We start from the raw sequence: 23,729 nt of genomic DNA, 5'->3' as shown, positions 1-23,729 counted from the left end.
CTGGATGACAATGGCGGTGGCGGGCGACGCCAGCCCGAGGGCGCAGGAACCCTTATCGCGGGCCTATCCTTCGGCGGGCCTTTGGCGGCCCGCGAGTTCGCACGCCGATATGCAGCCGGCGGCAGGGTCTGAGGCTGCGGGGCCGGCTGCGATCTCTCAGTCGCGATCGCGCCAGGCGAGCAGGCGCAGGGCGTTGAACACGACGATCAGGGTCGATCCCTCGTGCAGGGCGACGGCCGGCCCGATGCCGAGGCCGAAGATCGTCGCGGGCACCAGCAGGGCGACGACACCGAGGCTGATGAAGACGTTCTGGCGGATGATCGACCGGGTCCGCCGGCTGAGGCCCACCGCGAAGGGCAGGTGGCTGAGGTCGTCGGCCATGAGCGCCACGTCCGCCGTCTCCAGCGCCACGTCGGAGCCGGCGGCCCCCATGGCGATGCCCACGGTGGCATGGGCCATGGCGGGAGCGTCGTTCACCCCGTCGCCCACCATGGCGACCGGCCCCTCGGCCCGCAGCTTGCGGATCGCCTCCACCTTGTCCTCTGGCATGAGGTCGCCCCAGGCTTCGTCGAGCCCCACCTTCCGGGCGATCGCCTCCGCGACGGTTCGGTTGTCGCCCGAGATCATGATCATGCGTGTGATGCCCAGCCCGCGCAGGCGCTGCAGGGTGTCGTGCGCGGCCGGACGCGGCGTGTCCATCAGCCCGATGGCTCCGAGATCCCGTTCGCCCCGGCGAACCACCATGGTCGTGCGCCCGGCCTCTCCCAGCCTCGCCGCGGCTTCGGCCACGGGCTTGTCGAGCGTCGCGATGCCGTCGGTCCCGAACATGCCAGCCTTGCCGATCCAGACCGGGGTCCCTTCGAGCGTCGCGGTCACGCCGCGCCCCGTCAGGCTTTCGAGAGCTTGTGCGTCCGGGATGTGCCGTCCGGCAAGCGCCTCGCGTCCGTCGCGCGCGATCGCGGCGGCGAGCGGATGATCGCTGAGCTGCTCCACCGCGACGGCCACGGTCAGCAACTCGTCGCGCGTCACGCCTTCGGCGGGCACGATATCGGTGATGCGCGGACGCCCTTCGGTGAGCGTGCCGGTCTTGTCGAAGGCGATGGCGCTGAGTGACCCGAGGTTTTCCAGCGGAGCGCCGCCCTTGACGAGGACGCCGCCACGGGCCGCGCGCGCCACGCCCGACAGCACCGCGCTGGGGGTGGCGATGGCCAGCGCGCAGGGGCTGGCCGCCACGAGGACCGCCATGGCGCGATAGAAGCTGTCGGCGAAGGGCTCGTCGATCACCACCCAGGCGAAGAGCAGGATGATGGCGAGCGCGAGCACGCAGGGCACGAAGATACGCTCGAAACGGTCGGTGAATCGCTGGGTGGGCGATTTCTGCGTCTCGGCCTCGCTGACCATCTGCACGACCTTGGCCAGCGCGCTCTCGGAGGAGAGGCGCGTCACCTCCACCTCGATGGCGCCGGCGCCGTTGATCGTGCCGGCGAAGACGCGCGACTCGGCGCCGACCGAAGCGGGCCGCGCACGTGCCGCCGCCGCGTCCTCGACCGGGTGCTTGTCGACGGGAATGCTCTCCCCCGTGACGGGAGCCTGGTCGATGCTGGACGTGCCCTTCACCAGGAAGCCGTCTGCGGGAAGCCGCTCGTTGGGACGAACGACGACCAGATCGCCGACCACCAGCTCCTCGACCGGCACCTCGTGCGCACCGCCTTCGCGGCGCACGGTGGCGGTGCGCGGGGCGAGCTTGGCCAGGGCCTCGATGGCCTGGCGGGCGCGGCCCATCGCGTAATGCTCGAGCGCGTGGCCGAGGCTGAAGAGGAACAGCAGCAGCGCGCCTTCCGCCCATGCGCCCAGCGCCGCGGCGCCTGCGGCGGCGACCAGCATCAGCGTGTCGATCTCGAACTTGCGCAGACGCAGATTGTCGATCGCCTCGCGCAGCGTATAGAATCCGCCGAGCCCGTAGGCCCCGATATAGAGGACGGTCGGAAGCCATTCCGGCGCGGCGGCCACCAGCGTCTGGATGCCGAAGCCCACAGCCAGCAGCGCACCGCAGGCGAGCGAAAAGATCAGCTCGGTATTGGGGCCCAGAAAGCCGCCATGGGCATGCGAATGCCCTTCATGCGAATGCTCGGGATCGTCATGGTCGTGGTCCCCATGATCGCGATGCGCATGGGCGCTTCGCTCGGCCTTTGCCAGCGGGGGCGGGGCAACCGGGGTGATTCCCATTCCGGCCAGCGCGTCGAGGATCGCCTGTTCGGAGCTTTGCCGTCGGTCGAACTCGACCCGCACCAGCCCGGCGGCATCGGCGTCCGCCTCCAGAACGCCCGGCAAGGCGCCCAGGCTCTCGGCCACCGTGCGCGCCCGGCGCTGATGGCCGATCCCGTCCACCTGCCAGAGCGCATGGCCGAAACGCCGGGTGATCTCCGCACCGGCCGCCTGAACGATCTCGCGGATGCGCGACAGCGGCAGCGTGCCCGGATCGTAGTGAATGCACAGCTTGGCCTCTTCCTCGCCATTCCGCGGGATCACATGGGCCTTCTCCACCCCGCCGCGCCCTTCGAGATCGGCCAGCAGCCGCCCCACGCAGGCATCGGACGTGTCGGGAACCTCCGGCAACACCAGAGGAATGTCGAGTTGAAGCGTCTGGGTCATGAGATCTCTTCCTGATAGCGGAGCGGGAGGGCGCGCGTGCCGTCCTTGAGCGCCTGCCCGCTTCCGACGAGAAGGGCGGATGCACTTTGCTCCATCTGCGCGCGTGCCGTGAACGCCATGGATGCGGGGCCCTGCTTGCTTGCATGAACTGAAGCGGTGCTACATCCTCCAGCCGCTAGAGGAGCAAGGAAAAAATTGCAGGCACGGGATTATTCCATCGGTGAGGCCGCCAGGGAGAGCGGCGTCAAGGTGCCGACCATCCGCTATTACGAGGAGATCGGGCTGTTGCCGGGCATCGCGCGCGGCCGAAGCAACAGGCGCTTCTACGACGAAGCGGATATCACCCGTCTCGCCTTCATCCGCCATGCGCGCGAACTGGGCTTCGACGTCGAGGCGATCCGCACCTTGCTGACATTGCAGGACGACCCGGACCGGTCCTGCGAGAGTGCCGACGCCATCGCCAGGGCGCGGCTGCGCGATGTGGAGAAGCGGATCGCAAGCCTCGAGCTCCTGCGGGCGGAGCTGGAAAAGATGGTGCGGGAATGCGCCAGCGGCCGCGTAGCCGACTGCCGCGTCATCGAGACGCTGACCGATCGCAGCCACGACCATGGCCGCCTGGTAGAGCCTTGATCGGAAAAGCGACGTGACGGTCTCTCGAAAGCCGCCTCCGGTGCCCGAGGGTGGCGGATCGCCCGCCATCGCGGCCATGGGGCGGGCTATCCGTGGAAGCGGTCGCGATAGGCGTTCGGACCGACCCCGAGACGCCGCAGGAAGGCGCGCCGCATGGTCTCCGTCGAGCCGAAGCCGCAGCGTGACGTGGCGCGCGCCACGCTCGCCCCATCCTCCAGATGACGACGGGCACTCTCGATGCGGATCATCTCGACGCCTTCCGCCGGTGTGCGGCCGGTGCTGGCGCGGTATCGCCGGCAGAAGCTGCGAAGGCTCATGCCGGCCTCGTCGGCGAGCGCCTGGAGGGAGAGGTCGCGGTGGAGATTCGCGGCTATCCAGCCATGCAGTCGCTCGAACGTCCCGTCGGATTCCTGCAAGGCGAGGGCGGTGGAGAATTGCGCCTGCCCGCCCGGGCGCTTGAGGAACACGACGAGCTGACGCGCAACCGCCAGCGCCAGCGCCCGGCTGCGATCCGCCTCCACCATTGCCAGCGCCAGATCGATCCCGGCGGTGATGCCCGCCGATGTCCAGACCGGTCCGTCCTGCACGAAGATCGGATCGGGATCGAGCAGAACGGCGGGAAACCTCGCGGCGAACTCGGCGCAACGCTGCCAATGCGTCACCGCGCGCCGGCCATCCAGCAGCCCGGCCTCGGCCAGAAGAAAGGCGCCGCTGCATACGGACGCCACCCGCGATGATGCGCCCGCGCGCCGGCGCAGCCAGCCGATCAGGGACGCGTCCCGGCAGGCGGCGTTCACGCCGTGTCCGCCCGAGACGATCAGCGTCCCAGGCCCGACTCCGCCTTCGGGGAGCCCATCGGACCGAAGCACGATGCCCGAACTGGTAACGATCTCGGGGACCTGCGAGACGATCGTGATCCGGTAGGGCTTCGGCATGCCCGCCGGCGTGAGGTCGTTGGCCGTGGCGAAGACCTGCGCAGGTCCCGTCACGTCCAGGAGCTGGGCATCGGCAAAGGCGAGGATCTCGACACGGTGAGGCTGAGCGGCTGGCATGAAACGAGCGATGATTGGCGCAACGGCCATTGCATTCCGCGATAGGCTCTATCCGTCAAGACAGGAAACGCGCCCATGATCCTTCGCTTCGGTATCCTCTGCTTTCCCGGCGTCCAGCAGCTCGACCTCACCGGGCCCTACGAGGTGTTCGCCTCGGCCAGGGATGCCGAGGTCCATCTTGTCTGGAAGGATCTCGCCCCCATCCGCTCGGCGACGGGCCTCGTGCTCCAGCCGGACACGCGCCTCGCCGACGCGCCGGACTTCGACGTGCTCTGCGTGCCGGGTGGCAGCGGCGTCAATGCGCTCATGACCGATGGCGAGGTGCTCGCCTTCGTTCGGGACAAGGCGTCGAAGGCCCGCTTCGTCACCTCGGTCTGCACCGGATCGCTCGTTCTGGGGCAGGCGGGGCTGCTTTCGGGGCGACGGGCCACCACCCACTGGAACGCGCACGACTTTCTCCCTCGCCTCGGCGCCATTCCGGTTCGGGAGCGGGTCGTCCGGGACGGGCCGATCATCACGGCGGGCGGCGTGACATCGGGCATCGACTTCGGCCTTGCGGTCATCGCCGAGCTTCTGGGGCGGGAGGAGGCCGAGACGATCCAGCTTTCGCTGGAATACGCGCCCGCGCCTCCCTTCGGCGCCGGGTTGCCGGAAACCGCCTCGCCGGCCGTCCTTGCGCAAGCGCGCGCCCGCATGGCCGCCTCGCGGCAAGAGCGGGAGACGCTCCTGGCGTGAATATCCGCGCGTGGCGCGAGGGCGTTCCGGCCCGCCCTCGCGCCTTCCTGCCTCCATGGATCCAGGCCATCCGACGCTCTCCTTCCGTGCGGTGGAGCGGTCTGCGGCCGGGCCAGGCTCCGTATCGACCCGGACTGTTCGCTTTCGGCCTATGAGACTAAGGGTGTAGCCTGCCGCGCCGGTTCGCCCGGGTTCGAATCAGGGGCCGATCTTGACGACATATTTCGAGAGCTTCGACTGGGGGCGAACACCCCTCGGTTCCAGGGAGACGTGGTCCCCGGCGCTGCGCACCACTTACGACCTCCTCATGTCGAGCGGTTTCGGCATGTGCGCGATCTGGGGCCCGGAGCGGACCTTCCTGTACAATCAGGCTTACATGCCTTTTCTCGGCGCGCGCCATCCCGAGGCGCTCGGGCAGCCGATAGATCGGGTCTGGCACGATGTCTGGAGCGACATCGCGCCGCTGGTCGCTCGGGCGATGGCGGGCGAGACGGTGCATCTGGAGAACCTGCATCTCGTCATGACCCGCAACGGCTATCGGGAGGACACCTACTGGACCTTCTCCTACAGCCCGCTGCGCGACGGCGACGTGGTCATGGGCATGCTCGACGTCGCCTATGAGACCACCGCCCTTCTGGCTGCGCAGCAGCGCGACCGCGTCAATGCCGAGCGTGTCCAACTGGCGCTGAGCGCGGGCGCGATCATCGGCACCTGGTTCTGGGACCTGCCCACCGACCGCTTCACCGTCGATGCCGCGTTCGCGCGCAGTTTCGGCCTCGACCCGGCCCTGGGCCATAGCGGGATTCCGCTGGAGCAGATCATCGCCACGGTGCATCCCGACGACCGGGACGGCCTCGTCGCCGCCATCGACGAGGTCATCGCCCGAGGGGGCGCCTACGCGCATCAGTATCGCGTCCGCCGAGAGGACGGGAACTATTACTGGATCGAGGCGAACGGCCGCGTCGACCATGCCGGGGACGGCACCCCGTCGCGCTTTCCCGGCGTGCTCATCGATGTCGACGAGCGCCGTGCGGTGGAGGCGGAGCGCGACCGGGCGATCGCCATGCTGCGCGCCTTGAACGACGAGCTGGAACGGCGGGTTTCGGAGCGCACCAGCGAACTGCTCGAGGCCGAGGAGGCGCTGCGCCAGTCGCAGAAGATGGAGGCCGTCGGCCAGCTCACCGGCGGGCTGGCGCATGACTTCAACAATCTTCTGGCCGGCATCTCGGGAAGCCTCGAGCTGATGGCCAAACGGCTCGCCCAGGGCCGAAACGACGATGTCGAGCGCTACATGGCCGCCGCGCAGGGGGCGACGAGGCGCGCGGCGGCGCTGACCCATCGTCTGCTGGCCTTCTCCAGGCGGCAGACGCTCGATCCAAAACCGACGAACGTCAACCGGCTGATCGCCGGGCTGGAGGAGCTGATCCGCCGCACCGTCGGCCCGTCCGTGGAACTGGAGGTCGTGGGCGCCCCGGGCCTCTGGCCCGCGCTGGTGGACCCGTCGCAGCTCGAGAACGCGCTTCTGAACCTGTGCATCAATGCGCGCGACGCGATGCCGGCCGGGGGGCGCATCACGATAGAGGCCGCGAACAAGTGGATGGACCCCGAAGGGGCGAGAACCCACGACCTGCCCGAAGGCCAGTATCTGTCGCTCTGCGTGACCGATACCGGGACCGGCATCGCGCCCGAGATCCGGGAGAAGGTCTTCGAGCCCTTCTTCACCACCAAGCCGATGGGGGAGGGCACGGGGCTGGGCCTGTCGATGATCTACGGCTTCGCCCGGCAGTCGGGCGGCCAGGTGCGCATCTCTTCGGAGGTGGGTGAGGGGACGACCATATGCCTCTACCTGCCCCGGCATCATATCGACGGCGACATCGAGGACCTGCCGGCGCAGGAGCGCGCGCTGTCGCGTTCGGAGCAGGGCGAGACCGTGCTGGTGGTCGACGACGAGCCGACCGTTCGCATGCTGGTGACAGACGTGCTCCGGGAGCTCGGCTACACCGTGATCGAGGCGATCGACAGTGTCTCGGGGCTGGAGATCCTGGAGTCTGGCGTGCGGATCGATCTTCTCGTGAGCGACGTGGGCCTGCCGGGCGGCATGAACGGCCGGCAGATGGCGGATGCGGCGCGCCAGGGGCGGCCGGAACTGAAAGTCCTGTTCATCACCGGCTACGCCGAGAACACGGCCCTGGGCAATGGCCGCCTCGGCCCGGACATGGCGGTGCTCACCAAGCCCTTCACCGTCGAACTGCTGGCCGAGCGCGTCCGGGAGATGCTCGCGCGATAGGACGCCGGATCACGCGGGGCGGAGCGGCGGGCTTGGGCCGGGAACGGGCTCACGCGAAGCCAGGGGCCGGCCTCGGGCGTGTTCCTTTCAGGGCCGCAACGGGCGACTTCTGGCGCCGTTCGAAGAGTCGCAAGCCTCTTCGGACCGCCGTCGTACCAGCATCGACCATGTCATGGCTGTTGCGCCGAGAGTGTTGGAGCGCCTGATAGAGCCGCGTGCCGGGGCAGCATTGATCGATGCAGCGTCACATCCCGACCGGCCGGGACGACGAGCAGCAACTGACCGAAGATATCGTTGCCCTTGCCAGACGTACGGTCGCTACGGCGACCGCCGCATCGCGGCGCTTCGGCGCAGCCAGGCGGGCTGGGTGGTCAGCGACGGGCGGGTCGAGCGCATCTGGCGGCATGGCGTGCTGACGGTTCCCGCCCGCAATCCAAACGAGGTCGGCTCGCCATCCACCTCACAGCTCATCGCAGCCTTCGGAAAATTCGGAACGCTTCCGAATATCCGTCCGTCGGTCTCCACGGCCCGTAGTGACGCAAGCGCCTTGTGTCAGGTGGCAAGGGTAAGATGAACTGTCATAATTAGAATGATTATAATAGTTCCTTGTATTGATTCTAAACAACAATTCCAACTTGCGGAAACTGTACTTGGTGCATAAGGAGGGAAACGGGGATTCAAGTCGGAAAGGGGGCCGGATTATGTCGACGATAAGGTTGCGGTTGTTCTCGCGTGGACGGGGGTGCGGGGCTCTGGCAGGTGTTTCGCTTCTGGCGATCACGTCTGTCTCGGCGCTGGGGCAGGAAGCGAACCAGGCTCAGCAAGGCAGCGAACCGGTTCAAGCGGAGCCTGTTCCCTCTTCGCCCGGCACCATCGCGCTCGACCCCGTGGTGATCGAGGGGTGGCGCTCCGGCGGGCAGCCTCCGGCGACGGGCACCGTGGGGCAGCCTCCGGCGCCTTATGCGGGAGGTCAGGTCGGGTCCGGCGTCCGGCTCGGCGTTTTGGGCAACCGCTCCATCATGGAGACGCCCTTCAACGTCACCGGCTACACGGAGCAACTGATCCGGGATCAGCAGGCCCGCTCTCTCGCGGACGTCGTGCTGAACGACTCCTCGGTGCGCAACGACGCGCCTCCCTTCAGCGAGCGCGATTCCTTCTTCATCCGGGGGTTCTCGGTCACCAATCTCGATACGGCCTATGACGGCCTGTTCTACATCGCCAATCCGCGACGCAGCTTTCTCGAAGGCGTCGAGCGGGTCGAGATCCTGAAGGGCCCCACGACGCTGTTGAATGGCGGCGTCGGGCGCGTTGGCGGTACGATCAATCTCATTCCCAAGCGCGCGCCCGACGAACCGCTCACGCGCCTCACGACCACCTATCTCAGCGATACGCAGGTGTGGCCGCATTTCGATGTTGGTCGCCGCTTCGGCCCCAATGGAGAGTGGGGCGTGCGGGCGAACGGCTCCTATCGCAACGGCGAAACGGCTCTGGACAGGAACGACCAGGAGGTTGGCGTCGGCTCCCTGGGCCTCGATTACCGTGGCGAGCGCCTGCGCGCCTCGCTCGATTTCAACCATTCCGACCAGAAGATCGACGCGCCGACGTCGCTGTTCAATTCGGCGGCCCCGGGCATCGATATCCCCGGCGCGCCGAGCGGGCGGACCAACACCGCGAACTCGTTCGAGTATATCGACAGCACCTACAGCATGGCGGCAGGGCGGGTCGAGTTCGATCTTCTGGAGAATACGACGCTCTATGCGGCCGGGGGGCTCAGCCGCTACCGCGAGGACTTCCTCACCTCCTCCTACAGGATCACCAACTCGAACGGCGACGCCACGGCGACCCTCGCCATCCAGCCCCAGCAGATCGAGGGCCTGACCGGGGAGGTCGGCCTGCGCTCGGAATTCGAGACGGGCGTCGTCGGCCACCAGCTCAATATCTCGGCGGCCCGCGCGCTCAACGAGAACTATCGCGGCGGCTTCTCGCGGATCGTTCTCCCCAGCTTCCCGACCAACATCTACAATCCGGTCTTCCTGGCCGACAGCGCGGTGGACACCAGCGGCTTCCCGCTTGCCAGCGGCCGGCCGCTGTTCGCGGACCTCCTGCTCACCAGCGTCGCGATCACCGATACGCTCTCGTTCGCGCAGGACCGCTTCCAATTGACGGTGGGCGGGCGCTACCAGGACATCCGGTCGAGGGCCTTCTCAACGGTCGTGGGCCCGACCCTCGGCGATCTCACCTATGAATACGACGACGCCCGGTTCAGCCCCGCGGTCGCCGCCGTGGTTCGCCTCACCGACAATTTCTCCGTCTACGGCAATTACGTCGAAGCCCTTACCGAAGGGCCGACGGCGCCGGCGACGGCGAGCAACGCCAGCGAAGTGTTCGCGCCCGTGGTGAACGAGCAGAAGGAAGTCGGCGTCAAATACGACTTCGGCTCCTTCGCCCTGACCGCGTCGCTGTTCGAGATCACCCAGGCCAGCGGCTTCACCGACCCCGCCACGAACCTTTTCTCCGTGGGCGGACGGCAGGTCAACCGCGGCATCGAACTGACCGCCTTCGGCGAGCTGTTCGATGGTGTGCGCCTGCTCGGCGGCATCACCTTCCTCGACGCGGAGCTGGACAAGACCGCCGGTGGCGCGTTCGACGGCAACGATGTGCCGGGCGTCGCGAGGACCGCGATCAACCTCTACGGCGAGTACGACATGCCGTGGCTCGTCTCCGGGCTGACCATGACCGGCCGGATGATCCACACGGGCAGCACCTGGTACGATCAGGCAAACACCCAGAAGGTGGACGACTGGACGCGCTTCGACGTCGGCCTGCGCTATGAGTTCACCGGGCCGCACGACAAGCCGGTGGAGCTGAAGGCCAATATCGAGAACGTGTTCGACGAAAGCTACTGGGCTTCGTCCGCCCGCGGCTTCCTCGCGGCCGGCGCGCCCCGGACATTCACCGTCGCCGCCTCGTTCGAATTCTGAGCGGGGGCAGCCGGGCCTTGCCGGGGCCCGTCCAGCCGGATGACGAAGCGGTGGAGCGCAGGTCGAAAGTCCTGCGGTCGCAAATCCAACGGGGCACGATGCTCGCTCCGACCTGAGCCATGCAGGGCCGCCCATCTCGCGGGCGGCCTTGCCTCGTTCCGGGAGAGGGGAGGGCGTGCGTTCGGTTCCTTCTCTCCATCACCGTCGCACCGATCGCTGCCGTCCCACGTGGTCGATAAAGGCGCGCAGCTTCGCAGCCATGTTGCGGCGGCCCGGATAGTAGACGAAGAATCCGGGAAAGGGCGGACAGAAGGGCTCCAGCAGGGGCACGACGGCGGCGCTGTCGAGATAGGGGCGGAACGTTTCCTCCATGCCGAAGGTGATGCCCGCGCCTGAGAGGGCGAGGCGCGCCATCAGGTGCATGTCGTTGGTGGTCAGCTCCGGCTCGACCGCCACCGCGCAGTCTCGGCCGTTCTCGGTGAATTCCCAGCGATAGGGCGCCGACCGGGGCGAGGGGCACCACCCGATGCAGCGATGAGCCGTCAGCTCGCGCGGGTGTTGCTGTGCGCCGTTCTCCGCGAGATAGCCGGGCGTGCAGACGGCCACATGCCGCTGTTCGGCCGAACGGGCACGGCGATCATGTCCTGCTCGATGACCTTGCCGAGGGGGCGCGTGTTCTCGATCGCCCCGTGCATCTCGGCAATCGCGGGCGCGATCTCGCTGCGAAGCCGCTCGCCCGCTTCCGTCAGGCTCGTGCTGCGGGTCGTTCGCCGAACGAGCGCGATGCCCAGCGTTTCCTCCAGGCGTCGAATCGACTGGCTCACGGTCGAGCGCGTGACGCCGAGGCGGTCGGTGGCCGCCCGGAAGGGTTCGGTCACGAAGGCCGGCTTGCCTCTCAGCTTCCGCCGCCCGTCACGCCCGTGTTCCGCGCGAGGCGCGCCATCACGATCGCCGACAAGGTCGCGCACTGGACGCGGATGTCCGGGATGGCCGTCACTTCCCAGAATCTCGCTCTCGTGACAGGCCCGACGGCGTAGAGGTTGGAAGAAGCAATGCCCGACGCATCGACGAGCGCGCCCTCGCCGTCCACGTCAAGGCCGATCCTCAGCGGATCGAGCCGCGCGCGCGCCGTCTGGATGAGGCGTGCCACGAGATGGCCGCTGCCCGAGCCGGGATCGCGGAGGATTCCCATGCAGTCGATCACCCAGTCGGCCGAGAGCTCCCGATGCAGCCCCGTCCTGCGTTCGCGAACGGTGACGAACGCTCGGCCGGCCTCTTCCCGTGTCTCCACCACCCGGCCGGCGACGATCGTCAGATGCTCTTCCGCCAGCGCCTGGCGCAGGCCCTCGGCGGCCTGCGGCGCCATGCGGTGGCGGTGGATTTCCCATAGGGTCCGCGCGTGCCGCAGGAAGCTGCGCTTGCCCTCCATGGGCAGCGCCTGCCAGAGGGCCTGCGTGTGGGGTCTCAGCGCGTCCACGACATCGCGCCAGTCCCGGCCCTCGCCGATGGCCCAGCGCACGGTCTCGCGCAGCCAGCGCATCAGATAAGCCGGTGCCGTTCCGAAGGGGATGTCGGCGGGATCGAGCTTCAGCGGGACGGACAATGCATGCACTTGCGGGAGAAGGGCGCGGCGCGACACCGCGACGATGCGACCGCGATGCCCCATCCGGCGTAGCGAGGCGACATTGTCGACCATCGACAATCCCGTGCCGAGGATCACGACGTCGTCCTCGAGGCGAACGGGCCGTTCGCCCGACGCGCACCATGGGCCCACCACCCTCGATCTCGGCTCGGCACAGGGTTCGGCATGGCCCGTGGCCAGCACCACGATGCCGGCGACTTCCGCGCGCCCGCCGCGCAGCTCGACGACGGCGCCTCCCCGAACTTGCCGAATGTCGACGCAATCGCCCTCGATCAGGGCCAGCCGGTTGTCATTGCAGTCCCCACGCCAAGGGTCGAGCAGTTCGCCAAGGTAGTCGCGGTAGACGCGGCGCGGGACGAAGCAGAAGGAATCGGCGCAGCCGAGCGTTTCGGCCCGCGAGGTCGTCTGCAACCATCGCCAGAAATGATCGGGATCGTCGGGAAAGGCACTCATCCCGCTGGCGCGGGTGTTCAAGAGATGCCCCGGCTCATCGGTCGAATAGGCGATGCCCGCGCCGACGATCGGCCTGCGCTCGATCAGCGCCACCTTCAATTCGGGTGGACCGGAGCGCAGGAGATGTGCGGCCAGTATCGTGCCGCTCGCTCCGCCGCCGACGATCAGGACCCGGTTCGGATTGATCACGCTCCCATCCTCGGGCCACCGTCGCACGGATCGAAGCGTAAGCGAAGGCGGCTCACAGACGGGCGACGAGTTCCTCGAACTCCATGTCGCTGCAGGTCGCCGTGTTCGCCACGTCCGCGAGGCTCCGCTCGTCGAGGACCGTCACGATGGCGTTTCGAACCTCCAGCATGAGGCGGCGAACCGCACAGCTCCTCTCGTCCACGCAATCCTCGCACCGCCGGTAGGCTGTCCGGCTGGCGCACGGGATCGGCGCCAGCGGACCCTCGAGGACGCGAAGGATATGGCTGATGCGTATCTCCGAGGCGGGACGGGCGAGCGCGTAACCGCCGCCCCTGCCTTTGCGCGCGTGCAGCAACCCCGCCGTGCGCAGGTCCGCGAGGATCGTGTCCAGGAATTTCTTCGAAATGGAATGGGCGCGTGAGATATCCTCCGACAGCGCCCGCTCGCCCTCGGGCAGCGCTGCGAGATGCATCATGGCCTTGAGGCCGTACTTGCCCTTCATGGTCAGCATGGGTGCGGGACCGTCTCAGATGTTCCGTCGACAGAATGGCCGGCAGCCCATCTAGAGGCATCTTTGCCCGAGCGCTACCTCCGCGGGGCGAACCGCCCGCTACCCTGCTCGTCGACCATTGCAACTCAGCGATCGAGCGCGGCCGACAGCGTGGCATCTCGAACGTCACGGGTCTCGAAGGGACCGATACCGAGAATGCAGGCAAGGACCATCGCCAGGGAGGCGAAGGTCAGAAGCACATCCCGGAGCCGGCCGGTCGCACGAAGGGTCTTGGCCGGGGACCGTCTCACGACGCGCTCGCCATTCGGGGGGTGGGCAGGCTGGTGTTGGCGATGGCCTCGCCACCGTGCCTGAGATCGTCCGGCACCTGCGCGCGGGGGGCGTCATGGTCGAGCGGCAAGAGCGGCAGCACGCGTTCGCCGAAGGAATAGGCTTCCTCCAGATGCGGATAGCCGGAGAGAATGAAGGTATCGACGCCGACGCGCCGGTACTCGTCCATCCGCTCGGCCACGATCGCCGCGTCGCCGACGAGCGCGGTGCCGGCGCCGCCGCGCACGAGCCCGACTCCGGCCCACAGGTTGGGCGCAATCTGAAGCTTGGTCCGGTCTCCGCCATGAAGGGCGCGCATGCGGCTCTGCCCGATCGAGTCCTGCCGGGCGAGTTGCGTCTGCGCGCGTGCGATCGTCTCGTCGTCGAGCCTGGAGATGAGGGCGTCGGCAGCCTTCCAGGCCTCGGCCTCCGTGTCCCGGACGATCACATGGAGACGAATGCCGAAGGACACGTCGCGTCCTGCCTTCTTCGCCGCTTCGCGCACGCGGGCGATTTTCTCGGCGACAGCCTCGGGCGGCTCGCCCCAGGTCAGGTACTTGTCGACCATCTTCGCCGCGACCTCGATACCGGCGTCGGAGGAACCTCCGAAATAGAGGGGAGGATGCGGGCGCTGGTGGGAGCGGAAGAGGAGCTGGCCGTCCTGAACCTTCAGATGGCGACCTTCGTAGTTCACCACCTCGCCCGACAGCTCGGCCTTGTAGATTTCGAGAAATTCGCGCGTGACCTCGTAGCGCTCGTCATGGGCCAGGAAGATGCCGTCACCGGCGTTCTCCACGGGGTCGCCGCCCGTCACGACATTGATGAGGAGGCGTCCGCCGGACACCCGGTCGAGCGTCGCCGTCATGCGCGCGGCGAGGGAGGGCGAAAGCAGGCCCGGCCGCACCGCGACGAGGAAACGCAGCCTCCGGGTCTGCGGAGCCAGCGCCGAGGCAACGACCCAGGAATCCTCGCAGGAGCGCCCCGTCGGAAGCAGCACCCCGTAGTAGCCGAGGCGATCCGCCGCTTGCGCGACCTGGCGCAGATAGTCGATGTCGGCCGTCCGGCCGCCTTCGGCGGAGCCGAGATATCGGCCGTCGCCGTGGGTCGGCAGGAACCAGAGAACCCTGATCTTCTCCGGGATCGACTGCGGCATGGCGCACTCCGTTCATCGCTTCGGGGCCGAAGGCTAGCCCGCCCGAAGCTCCTCCGACAGGAAATATATATCTATTTAAATGGTGGATTGAATATATTTTATCTCGGGGAACATCCGTTCGCCTCCTAGTCTCGTGCCATCTTGCCGACCGTCGGCGGCCTCTGGACGGAGATGATGTCTTGATCCCCTGCTCCCGCATGTCGGCGGCCGCCGCCGCCCCTGCCTTCATCGGCTTTCCGCTCGAACGTGCGTCAGCCGATACGATCCGCATCGTCGAACAGTTCGGCACGATCCGCCTGCCGCTCCATGTGATCCGCTTCGAAGAGCTCCAGGGCGAGGCCGGGAGCTGATGCTGGCGCGCAACGAGACATTCCTGCCTGGCGCGCAAGCCTTCGAGGCCACGGGCCTGACCCTCGACTACCGCACGTCCAAAGGCACGCTCCGGGCTGTGGAGAACGTCTCCTTCTCCTGTGCGGAAGGCGAGCGCCTGGTCCTTCTGGGGCGCTCGGGCTGCGGCAAGTCCTCGATCCTGAAGGCGGTCGCCGGCTTCCTTCCGGTGGCAGGCGGAGAAATCCTCGTGAAGGGACGGCGCATCGACGGCGCGGGGCCGGACCGGATCGTCGTCTTCCAGGAGTTCGATCAGCTCCTGCCCTGGAAGACGGTGCGCGAGAATGTCGCCTTTCCCTTGCGAGTGGCGGGACGGATCGGCAAGGCCGAGGCTCGTGAGCGCGCGGCAGAGGCGCTGCGCAAGGTCGGGCTGGAACGGGCGATCGACGCTTACCCACACACGCTGTCGGGCGGCATGAAGCAGCGCGCGGCGATCGCCCGCGCGCTCGTGACCGGGGCGGACGTCCTGCTCATGGACGAGCCCTTCGCGGCACTGGACGCCCTGACACGCCGCCGCCTGCAGGAAGATCTCCTGCGGCTGGCGGAAAACGAGCGCTTCACGCTGCTCTTCGTCACTCATTCGATCGAGGAGGCGATCCTGATCGGCACCCGGTTGCACCTTCTGTCGGCGCATCCGGGCCGCACGATCGCGACCTTCGACACAGCCGAGTTCGACCTTTCCAACGCGGGGAACGCCCGTTTCGACGGCGTCGTGAAAGAGGTGAACCAACTCCTCTTCGCCGAGACGAACGACGAGGATGCCGACCATGTCTGACGCTGCCCGGGCCCGCCCCGCAAACTTCCCGCGTCTGGCCGGCTTCCTGGCATCGGAGGCGGCGCTCGCCTTCTGGCGCAAGGCCGCCATCCTCGTGCTCCTGGCCGTGGCCTGGCAGGCCGCGGCAGTGTGGGCCGCTCGGCCGATCCTTCTGCCGAGCTTCACCCAGACGATGGCCGCCCTCGTCGACGGGATCCTCAACGAGGGCCTCCTGCGTTCCTCCTGGGCTTCGATCTCGGTGCTTCTGAAGGGCTACGCCATCGCGGTCGCGATGGCCCTTGTCTTCGTCTCGCTTGCCGTCGCGAACGGCTTCGTGCGCGAGGCGTTGAAGACGCTGATCTCGATGTTCAACCCGCTGCCGGCCATAGCGATCCTGCCTTTGGCCATGCTCTGGTTCGGGCTTGGCGAGGCGAGCCTCCTCTTCGTGCTGGTGCACGCAGTGCTGTGGCCGTTCGCGCTCGCGACCCTCGGCGGCTTCGATTCAGTGCCGGAAACGCAGCGGCTCGTCGGCCGCAACTACGGACTGAGGGGCCCGTCCTATGTCGCGCTCATCCTGATCCCGGCCGCGCTTCCCTCGATCATCTACGGGCTGAAGATCGGCTGGGCCTTCGCATGGCGCACGCTGATCGCCGCCGAACTCGTCTTCGGCGTCTCCTCCCGCCAGGGCGGGCTCGGCTGGTTCATCTTCCGCAATCGCAACGAACTCTTCACCGACAAGGTCTTCGCCGGGCTCGTCCTCGTCATCATCATCGGCCTCCTCGTCGAGAGCGTCATCTTCCGCGCGCTGGAAGCGGCGACCGTCCGGCGCTGGGGAATGCAGCGATGACATCGAACCTCCCCCGCGCCCTCCGCGCTTCCATCAAGACAGGATCGATACTCATGAAACCAGCACCCCTCGCGAGCGCGATCCGACGAAGCGTTCTTTCAGGCGTTATGGCTCTCTCCCTTGCCGCGAGCCTTCCGGGCGTGGCGCTCGCAGAGGGCTCCATCCGTATCGCCCAGCAATTCGGCATCTCCTATCTCATCCTCGACGTCGTCCGGGATCAGCAACTGATCGAGAAGCACGGGCGCGAAGCGGGTCTCGAGATCGACGTCGAATGGGCGAGCATATCGGGCGCGACGGCCATGAACGAGGCGCTCCTGTCGGGGTCACTCGACATCGTAACGGCCGGTGTCCCGCCGGCTCTCACCATGTGGGACCGCACGAAGGGCACGCAGGACGTCAAGCTCGTTGCCGCGCTCGGCTCGCTGCCGAATTATCTCATCACCAACAATCCCAACGTGCAGGCTTTGGAGGACTTCGGGCCGGACGACCGGATCGCGGTGCCGGCCGCCGGTGTCGGCTTCCAGTCGCGCACGCTGCAGATCGAGGCGGCTCGCCGCTTCGGCAGGGAGAATTTCGACCGCCTCGACGAGATCTCGATCAGCCTGCCGCACCCGGACGCGACCGCGGCGCTGATCGCGGGCGGAACGGAAATCAACTCCCACTTCTCCGCGGCGCCCTTCTACTATCAGGCGGAGGCCGCCAACCCCGCGATCCACCGGATTCTCAGCTCCTACGACATCCTCGGCGGGCCGGCGACCTTCAATGTCCTCTACGCGACGGGTGCCTTCCACGACGAGAACCCGCAAACCTACGGGGCGCTTTACGCAGCGCTCGGCGAGGCCGCGGCCTGGATCGAGGACAATCCCGAGCAGGCGGCCGAAGTCTTCATCCGCCAGCAGCAGTCGAGCCTGCCGCCCGAACTCGTGCTCCAGATCATCCAGGATCCGGAGAACGACTTCACGATCCGGCCGGAGAAGACTCTTGTCTACGCGCAGGAGCTTCATGCGATCGGCGTCCTTCGAAACGAGGCCACGTCCTGGCAGGACTATTTCTTCGAGGAAGCGTGGGACGAGGACGGAAGTTGAGCCCGCTTGAATCGCAAGCGCCCGGACGCCGGTCCGGGCGCTTGCGGGTCGGCGTCACCGATCACATGATGGGTGGCCCCAGGCTCGAAGCCGAAATCCTCAAGCCGATCGCCGATCTCGACTTCTTCGATACGGCCGTCGAGGATGAGCTCGACCCCGCGCGTCTTCGCGCGCTCGACGCGCTGCTCGTCTGGGGCACGCCGATCGGGCCGGGCACGGTGCGGCACCTCACGCAGTGCCGCGCCGTCGTGCGCTACGGCGTCGGCTATGAGAAGATCGACGTCGCGTCGCTTGCCGCCGCCGGCATCCCCTTCGCCAACAACCCGGACTACGGAACGGAGGAAGTCGCCGATCACGCGGTCGGGCTTATCGTTTCCCTTCAGCGGCGGCTCTGGGAGCACGATCATCGCGCCCGGACCTACGAGACGCGCTGGCAAGCCAACAGCCTGTCGCCGCTGCGTCGTTCGCGCGGAGCGAGCGTCGGCGTCGTGGGCGTCGGGCGCATCGGGACGGCCGTCGTGAACCGTCTGAAGCCTTTCGGCTATCGTATCATCGGTTACGATCCGCTGCAGCCCGCCGGGCACGAGAAGGCGGTCGGCTACGAGCGCGCGGACGATTTGAAAGGGCTCGTCGAGACTTCCGACATCGTCACGCTGCACTGTCCCGCAACGATCGAGACCCGTGGCCTGCTCTCGGCCGAGACGCTCTCGTTCTTCAAACCGGGCGCGATCCTGGTCAACACGGCGCGCGGCGATCTCGTCGACCTCGACGCGTTGCATGAGGCGCTTCGCGCCGGACATCTTGCGGCCGCCGGGCTCGACGTCCTGCCCAACGAGCCGCCCTTGCCGCATCCCCTGCTGGCGGCCTGGCGCGAGCGGGCCGACTGGCTTGCGGGACGGCTCGTCGTGACGCCGCACAACGCCTTCCATTCCGACGAAGCGGGTATCGAAATGCGGACGAACGCCGCGGAAACGGTGCGGCGGCTTCTGGAAGGGCGCGGACTGCGCAACCGCGTCTCCGTGCCCTGATTGCGCGTGGAGGAAGAGCCCGGCGGAAGGTCATGCCACACCATGCCTGGAATCGTCGGCCGGCCTCGTGATTTTCGTTCGAGCCGTCGCCGCCGGTTTCACGCCCCGGAGAGCTGCCGCATCCAGTTCGAGGAATAGTCGGCGAAGGCGCGCGCCGTCGTTGAGAGTGGTCCGGTCTTCAGGAAGCCGAGCGCGAAGACATGCCGGATCGGCGGGCGCAGCGGCACCATGACAAGCGAGAGATGGCCGAAATCCTGCGCCATCAGGCGGTTGACGATCGCGATGCCGATACCTTGGGCGGCGAAGCCGCAGGCGGCGCTCACCGAATGCGTCTCCACCCGCACCCTGGGAACGATGCCCGCCTCGAAGAAGGCGGTGTCGACGTCGCGTCGCGGCGCGCGCTGGTGGCCGAGAAGGATGAGCGGGCGGTGGCGCAGATCGTCCACCGTCAGAGACCCGCGGCCGGCGAGCGGGTGATCCGCGGTCATCACGCAGACGCTGTCGGTCTCGATGATGGCGGTGGTGTCGATGGCGCTCTGCTGGATCGGCAGGCGCAGGAAGCCGAGTTCCACATCTGCGTCGACGATCATCCGCTCGATGGAATTGTACGGGCCCGTCATCACCTCGATGACGGTCTCCTCGTGGAGCGCGAGGAAATCCTTTACCAGCATCGGCAGGATGCCGAGCGTCATGCTGTTGGGAAAGGCGACGCGCAGCGCGACCCCGCGCGCCCCGCCCCGGCGAATTTCCTCGGCCGAATGGCGCAAGCGCAGGGCGCGCTCGAGAAGGTCCTGCATCAGCGGGAAAAGCTGCCGTTCCTCGGGCGTGGGGATCAGGCGGCCCTTCTCGCGCAGGAAGAGCTGCACGCCCAGCGTCTCCTCGAGCTGCGTCAGAAGGCGCGAGACGGCCGATTGCGAGATCTCCAGCTCGCGCGCGGCGCCTAGCGTCGACCCGTTGGCGACGATGGCACGGAAGACCTCGAGCTGGCGCAGGCTGACATCGCCGCTTCTCCCGTCGCTATGCGGCGAACGCATAAGCCTACCCGCCCTCGTCATACTATTGCGGCCTTCCCGCCATCTGCCCAAAGTGCGCGCAATAACCGATGCTGCACCGCGAATAAACAGTCTTCACCGATCAACGAGGCGCGCGTGGCCTTCATTATCCGACGTCTGGTCCAGAGTGTCGTGGTCCTCTTCCTGACCTCGGCGATCGTGTTCCTCGGAGTCTACGCGGTCGGCGATCCGCTTGAAATCCTGCTCCCGGCCGATGCGTCCATGGCCGAGCGCGCGCAGGTCGTGGCGAGCCTGGGCCTCGACCGTCCGCTCTACGTGCAATACGCCGCGTTCCTGGGCAATGCGCTGCAGGGCGATTTCGGGCGATCCTTCGTCTTCAACCAGCCGGCCATCCAGCTCATTCTCCAACGCCTGCCCGCGACGCTCGAACTTGCTTTCGTCGCCCTTATCCTGTCCATCGTCATCGGGCTGCCGCTCGGCATGTGGGCGGGGCTGAAGCCGCGCACCGCCGTCGATGAGACGATCATGACCGGCTCGATCCTCGGCTTTTCGCTGCCGAATTTCTGGCAGGGCATGATGCTGATCATGATCTTCGCGGTCTGGCTCGGCTGGCTGCCCTCCACCGGGCGCGGGCAGACCGGCGAGATCTTCGGCATCACCACGAGCCTGGCGACGGTGGACGGGCTTCGCCACCTGTTCCTGCCGGCACTGAACCTGGCCCTGGCGCAGATCGCGCTCGTCATCCGCCTGACGCGCACCGGCGTGCAGGAGACGATGCCGCTCGACTTCGTCAAGTTCGCGCGCGCCAAGGGGCTGCGCGAGCGCCGGATCGTGGGCGTCCATGTCTTCAAGAACATCCTGATTCCGCTCGTCACCGTCATGGGGGTGGAGTTCGGCAGCCTTCTCGCCTTCGCCGTCGTCACCGAGACGATCTTCGCCTGGCCGGGCGTCGGCAAGCTGATCATCGATTCCATCAACAATCTCGATCGCCCGGTGGTGGTCGCCTACATCCTGGTGATCGTCACCATGTTCATCCTCATCAACTTCGTCGTGGACCTTCTCTATGCGGTCCTCGACCCGCGCGTGCGCGGCAGGAGCTGAGCGATGGCCCTCTCCCTCGCCGGCCGGCTGCCCTCCGACACGCTCGCCGCCCGCACCTTGCGCGGCATCCTGACGAGCCCCAAGGCGACGATCGCCGCGCTCGCCTGCGTTCTTCTCGTGTTCGCGGCGGTCTTCGCCCCGCTGATCGCCCCGCAGAACCCCTACGATCTCGCGCAGCTCTCGATCTTCGATTCGCGGCTGCCGCCGGGGGCGGAATCGATGGAGGGGATGCGTTACTGGCTCGGCACGGACGGGCAGGGCCGGGACATGTTCTCCGCCATGCTCTACGGCCTGCGCACGAGCCTTGCGGTCGGCGTCATCAGCGGGCTCTGCGCGCTCGTCATCGGCACCTCGCTCGGGCTCGCCGCCGCTTATTTCGGCGGCCGCACCGAAACGCTGATCATGCGCTTCGTCGATCTCATGCTCGGCTTCCCGACCATCCTCGTCGCCCTCATCATCCTCGCCGTCTTCGGGCAGGGAACGGCGAAGGTCATCTTCGCGCTGGTCTTCGTGCAATGGGCCTATTTCGCGCGCGCCGTGCGCGGCACGGCGCTGGTGGAATCCTCCAAGGACTACATCGAAGCGGCGCGCTGCCTCGGGCTCTCGCCCCCGCGCATCGTTTTCGGGCATCTTCTGCCCAACTGCTTGCCGCCGATCATCGTCATCGGCACGATCCAGGTCGCCAGCGCCATCTCGGCCGAGGCGACGCTCTCCTTCCTCGGCATCGGCCTGCCCATCACCGAGCCCTCGCTCGGGCTGCTGATTTCCAACGGCTATCAGGTGCTCCTCGCGGGCCTCTACTGGATCTCGGTCTTTCCGGGCCTCCTGCTTCTCGCGCTTGTCTTCTCCATCAACATCGTCGGCGACCGGCTGCGCGAGATCTTCAACCCGAGGCTCGCATCGTGACGGAGGCAGGCGACATGCAGGACACGCTCGTCGTCCGCGATCTGCGGACACAGTTCCCGACGGCGGGCGGGATCGTCCGCTCGGTCGATGGCGTCAACCTCACCGTGGGGCGCGGCGAGATCCTCGGCCTTGTCGGCGAGTCGGGCTCGGGCAAGTCGATCACGGGCTTCTCGATCCTCGGCCTCGTGGATCGTCCGGGGCGCATCGTCGGCGGATCGATCCGCTTCAAGAACGAGGAGCTGACGCAGGCCAGGCCTGCCCGGATGCGCGATCTGCGGGGCAACCGCATCGCGATGATCTTCCAGGACCCGATGATGACGCTGAACCCGGTGCTGAGCATCGAGACGCAGATGGTCGAGACCGTGCTCGCGCATGAGAAGGTCGGCCGCGCCGAGGCCCGCCGGCGCTCCGCCGAGGCCCTGTCGCTGGTCGGAATCCCCTCGCCGGAGGAGCGCCTGCGCGCCTATCCGCACGAGTTCTCCGGCGGCATGCGCCAGCGCGTGGCCATCGCCATCGCCCTCCTGCACAAGCCCGACCTCATCATCGCCGACGAGCCCACCACCGCGCTCGACGTCACCATCCAGGCGCAGATCCTGGCGCAGGTGCAGGGGCTCTGCCGCCGGTTCGGCATGAGCATGATCTGGATCAGCCATGATCTGGGCGTCGTCGCCGGCCTCGCGGACCGGATCGCGGTGATGTATGCGGGCCGCATCGTCGAGCAGGGCACGGTCGACGAGGTGCTCGACCGCCCGGTGCACCCCTACACGGTCGGGCTGATCGGATCGGTGCCGATCGCCAACGAGCGCGGCGTCCCGCTTCGCCAGATCCGCGGTTCCGCCCCGCCGCCGCTGAAGCGGCCGGAGGGCTGCTCCTTCCGGCCGCGCTGCGACCATGCCACCGACATCTGCCGCACGGAGCCGCCCGAGGAATGGGCGGACGGCCGAAGCTGGCGCTGCTTCCACCCCCAGAACGCGGTGGCCCGATGACCGATATCCTCGCCGAGGCGCGGGGCGTCTCGAAGCGCTTCGTCTCCGATCTCGACCTCGCCGACCGCATCGCGGCCCGGTTCGGCGCGAAGCGGGCCGCGACGACCGTCCACGCGCTCGACGGTGTCGATCTTGCCGTCGCCAGGGGGGAGGTTGTCGGCCTCGTCGGCGAGAGCGGCTGCGGCAAGTCCACGCTCGGTCGCATCATGGCCGGAACGATGCCGGCGAGCGAGGGCGAAGTGCTGATCGAGGGTCGCCAGCGCTCCGCCCTGCGCGGCCGGGAAGCGCGCCAGGCCCGCCTCGACGCGCAGATCATCTTCCAGGACCCGATGTCGGCCCTGAACCCTCGAAAACGTGTCATCGACATTATCGGCGAGGCGCCCGTCGCCCACGGGCTCGTGAAGCGCTCCGATAAGGGCCGGTTCGTCCGCGAGCTTCTGGAGAAGGTCGGGCTCGACCCGGACATGGCGGCGCGCTACCCGCACCAGTTCTCCGGCGGCCAGAGGGCGCGCATCGGCATCGCCCGCGCGCTGGCGGTGAACCCGAAATTCCTGATCTGCGACGAGAGCGTCGCCGCGCTCGACGTCTCCATCCAGGCGCAGGTGATCAACCTGTTCATGGACCTGCAGCGCGAGCTCGGCCTCACCTATCTCTTCATCAGCCACGACCTCGGCGTCGTGCGCCATATCAGCGACCGCGTCGTGATCATGTATCTGGGGCGGATCGTCGAGAGCGCCCCGGCGGACGAGCTCTTCGCCCGGCCGAACCATCCCTACACGGTCGCCCTCCTGTCCGAGATCCCGCGCATCGACGTGCGCAAGCGTGATTTCGCGGCGATCAAGGGCGAGATCCCTTCACCCACCAATCCGCCGAAGGGCTGCCACTTCCACCCGCGTTGCCCCCATGCCTTCGAGCGCTGCCGGATGGAGCGGCCGGTGCTTCGCGAGGTGGGCGGCGGGCATCGCAGCGCATGCCACCTGAACGATCTGTCCGAAATCAAGCGCCCGGCCGTGCAGGCGGCGTGACCC

Annotated in this window: 19 protein-coding genes and 1 pseudogene; 13 read left to right on the top strand and 7 right to left on the bottom strand. The window is 67.6% G+C overall.

What is annotated here, in order from left to right; translation table 11 throughout:
• Nucleotides 1-156: 156 nt before the first annotated feature.
• Nucleotides 157-2,652, bottom strand: a complete 2,496-nt coding sequence (locus J7654_RS04410; protein WP_209738573.1) for a heavy metal translocating P-type ATPase — start codon at nt 2,650-2,652, stop codon at nt 157-159.
• A gap of 195 nt (nt 2,653-2,847) precedes the next feature.
• On the opposite strand from J7654_RS04410, the gene J7654_RS04405 reads away from it, so the two are divergent.
• Nucleotides 2,848-3,282: a MerR family transcriptional regulator gene (locus J7654_RS04405; RefSeq protein ID WP_209738570.1), complete on the top strand. Its 435-nt coding sequence runs from the start codon at nt 2,848-2,850 to the stop codon at nt 3,280-3,282.
• Between the two features lie 86 nt (nt 3,283-3,368).
• Here J7654_RS04405 and J7654_RS04400 read toward each other — a convergent pair whose 3' ends face one another.
• A complete protein-coding gene (locus tag J7654_RS04400; RefSeq protein ID WP_245195639.1) occupies nt 3,369-4,334 on the bottom strand; it encodes a GlxA family transcriptional regulator in 966 nt (321 codons plus the stop codon).
• Between the two features lie 75 nt (nt 4,335-4,409).
• Here J7654_RS04400 and J7654_RS04395 point away from each other — a divergent pair, with 75 nt between their 5' ends.
• The 3 genes from J7654_RS04395 (at nt 4,410) to J7654_RS04380 (ending at nt 10,337) form a co-directional block, all read left to right on the top strand.
• Nucleotides 4,410-5,069 (top strand): DJ-1/PfpI family protein, encoded by a 660-nt coding sequence (locus J7654_RS04395; RefSeq protein WP_209738566.1) that lies wholly within the window; start codon nt 4,410-4,412, stop codon nt 5,067-5,069.
• Nucleotides 5,070-5,280: 211 nt separating this feature from the next.
• Nucleotides 5,281-7,356, top strand: coding sequence for a hybrid sensor histidine kinase/response regulator (locus J7654_RS04390; RefSeq protein ID WP_245195638.1), 2,076 nt, complete (start codon nt 5,281-5,283; stop codon nt 7,354-7,356).
• A gap of 776 nt (nt 7,357-8,132) precedes the next feature.
• Nucleotides 8,133-10,337 (top strand): TonB-dependent receptor, encoded by a 2,205-nt coding sequence (locus J7654_RS04380; RefSeq protein ID WP_425340253.1) that lies wholly within the window; start codon nt 8,133-8,135, stop codon nt 10,335-10,337.
• 198 nt (nt 10,338-10,535) lie between these two features.
• Here J7654_RS04380 and J7654_RS04375 read toward each other — a convergent pair.
• From J7654_RS04375 to ssuD, 4 genes and pseudogenes are all read right to left on the bottom strand, one after another.
• Nucleotides 10,536-11,236 (bottom strand): annotated as a pseudogene (locus tag J7654_RS04375) (LysR family transcriptional regulator).
• Complete coding sequence (locus J7654_RS04370; RefSeq protein ID WP_209738564.1) at nt 11,233-12,621, bottom strand: FAD/NAD(P)-binding protein; 1,389 nt, start codon at nt 12,619-12,621, stop codon at nt 11,233-11,235. The pseudogene J7654_RS04375 and the gene J7654_RS04370 overlap by 4 nt, the downstream one beginning before the upstream one ends.
• A gap of 52 nt (nt 12,622-12,673) precedes the next feature.
• The gene (locus J7654_RS04365; RefSeq protein WP_209738562.1) at nt 12,674-13,132 is read right to left on the bottom strand and encodes an RrF2 family transcriptional regulator; all 459 of its coding nucleotides are present in this window, start codon (nt 13,130-13,132) and stop codon (nt 12,674-12,676) included.
• A 286-nt stretch (nt 13,133-13,418) separates the two neighbouring features.
• Entirely contained in the window at nt 13,419-14,594 is a 1,176-nt protein-coding gene (gene ssuD, locus J7654_RS04360; protein WP_209738560.1) for an FMNH2-dependent alkanesulfonate monooxygenase, read from the bottom strand.
• A gap of 179 nt (nt 14,595-14,773) precedes the next feature.
• On the opposite strand from ssuD, the gene J7654_RS04355 reads away from it, so the two are divergent.
• The 5 genes from J7654_RS04355 to J7654_RS04335 all read left to right on the top strand — a co-directional run bounded on the left by J7654_RS04355 (nt 14,774) and on the right by J7654_RS04335 (nt 18,695).
• Complete coding sequence (locus tag J7654_RS04355) at nt 14,774-14,944, top strand: hypothetical protein (protein WP_209738558.1); 171 nt, start codon at nt 14,774-14,776, stop codon at nt 14,942-14,944.
• Entirely contained in the window at nt 14,944-15,756 is an 813-nt protein-coding gene (locus J7654_RS04350) for an ABC transporter ATP-binding protein (protein ID WP_209738556.1), read from the top strand. The genes J7654_RS04355 and J7654_RS04350 overlap by 1 nt, the downstream gene beginning before the upstream one ends.
• A complete protein-coding gene (locus J7654_RS04345; protein WP_245195637.1) occupies nt 15,749-16,582 on the top strand; it encodes an ABC transporter permease in 834 nt (277 codons plus the stop codon). The genes J7654_RS04350 and J7654_RS04345 overlap by 8 nt, the downstream gene beginning before the upstream one ends.
• A 53-nt stretch (nt 16,583-16,635) precedes the next feature.
• A complete protein-coding gene (locus J7654_RS04340) occupies nt 16,636-17,667 on the top strand; it encodes an ABC transporter substrate-binding protein (protein ID WP_209738553.1) in 1,032 nt (343 codons plus the stop codon).
• 65 nt (nt 17,668-17,732) lie between these two features.
• Nucleotides 17,733-18,695: a C-terminal binding protein gene (locus J7654_RS04335; RefSeq protein WP_209740210.1), complete on the top strand. Its 963-nt coding sequence runs from the start codon at nt 17,733-17,735 to the stop codon at nt 18,693-18,695.
• A 98-nt stretch (nt 18,696-18,793) separates the two neighbouring features.
• On the opposite strand, the gene J7654_RS04330 is transcribed toward J7654_RS04335, so the two are convergent.
• Nucleotides 18,794-19,729 carry a LysR family transcriptional regulator gene (locus J7654_RS04330; RefSeq protein ID WP_209738550.1) on the bottom strand — a complete coding sequence of 312 codons (936 nt, stop codon included), beginning with the start codon at nt 19,727-19,729 and terminating at the stop codon, nt 18,794-18,796.
• A 114-nt stretch (nt 19,730-19,843) separates the two neighbouring features.
• Between J7654_RS04330 and J7654_RS04325 the strand changes: the two genes are divergently transcribed.
• The 4 genes from J7654_RS04325 to J7654_RS04310 are packed head-to-tail and all read left to right on the top strand — an operon-like array spanning nt 19,844 to nt 23,726.
• Nucleotides 19,844-20,809, top strand: coding sequence for an ABC transporter permease (locus J7654_RS04325; RefSeq protein WP_245195635.1), 966 nt, complete (start codon nt 19,844-19,846; stop codon nt 20,807-20,809).
• Nucleotides 20,810-20,812: 3 nt separating this feature from the next.
• A complete protein-coding gene (locus J7654_RS04320; RefSeq protein WP_209738546.1) occupies nt 20,813-21,715 on the top strand; it encodes an ABC transporter permease in 903 nt (300 codons plus the stop codon).
• Nucleotides 21,716-21,729: 14 nt separating this feature from the next.
• Nucleotides 21,730-22,701 (top strand): ABC transporter ATP-binding protein, encoded by a 972-nt coding sequence (locus J7654_RS04315; RefSeq protein WP_209740208.1) that lies wholly within the window; start codon nt 21,730-21,732, stop codon nt 22,699-22,701.
• The gene (locus J7654_RS04310) at nt 22,698-23,726 is read left to right on the top strand and encodes an ABC transporter ATP-binding protein (RefSeq protein ID WP_209738544.1); all 1,029 of its coding nucleotides are present in this window, start codon (nt 22,698-22,700) and stop codon (nt 23,724-23,726) included. Before J7654_RS04315 ends, J7654_RS04310 begins: the two co-directional genes overlap by 4 nt.
• Nucleotides 23,727-23,729 lie beyond the last annotated feature (3 nt).

It is taken from the genome of Aureimonas populi (genome assembly GCF_017815515.1).
Classification (GTDB): Bacteria; Pseudomonadota; Alphaproteobacteria; order Rhizobiales; family Rhizobiaceae; genus Aureimonas; species Aureimonas populi.
This window is presented reverse-complemented; position numbering and strand designations above follow the sequence as displayed.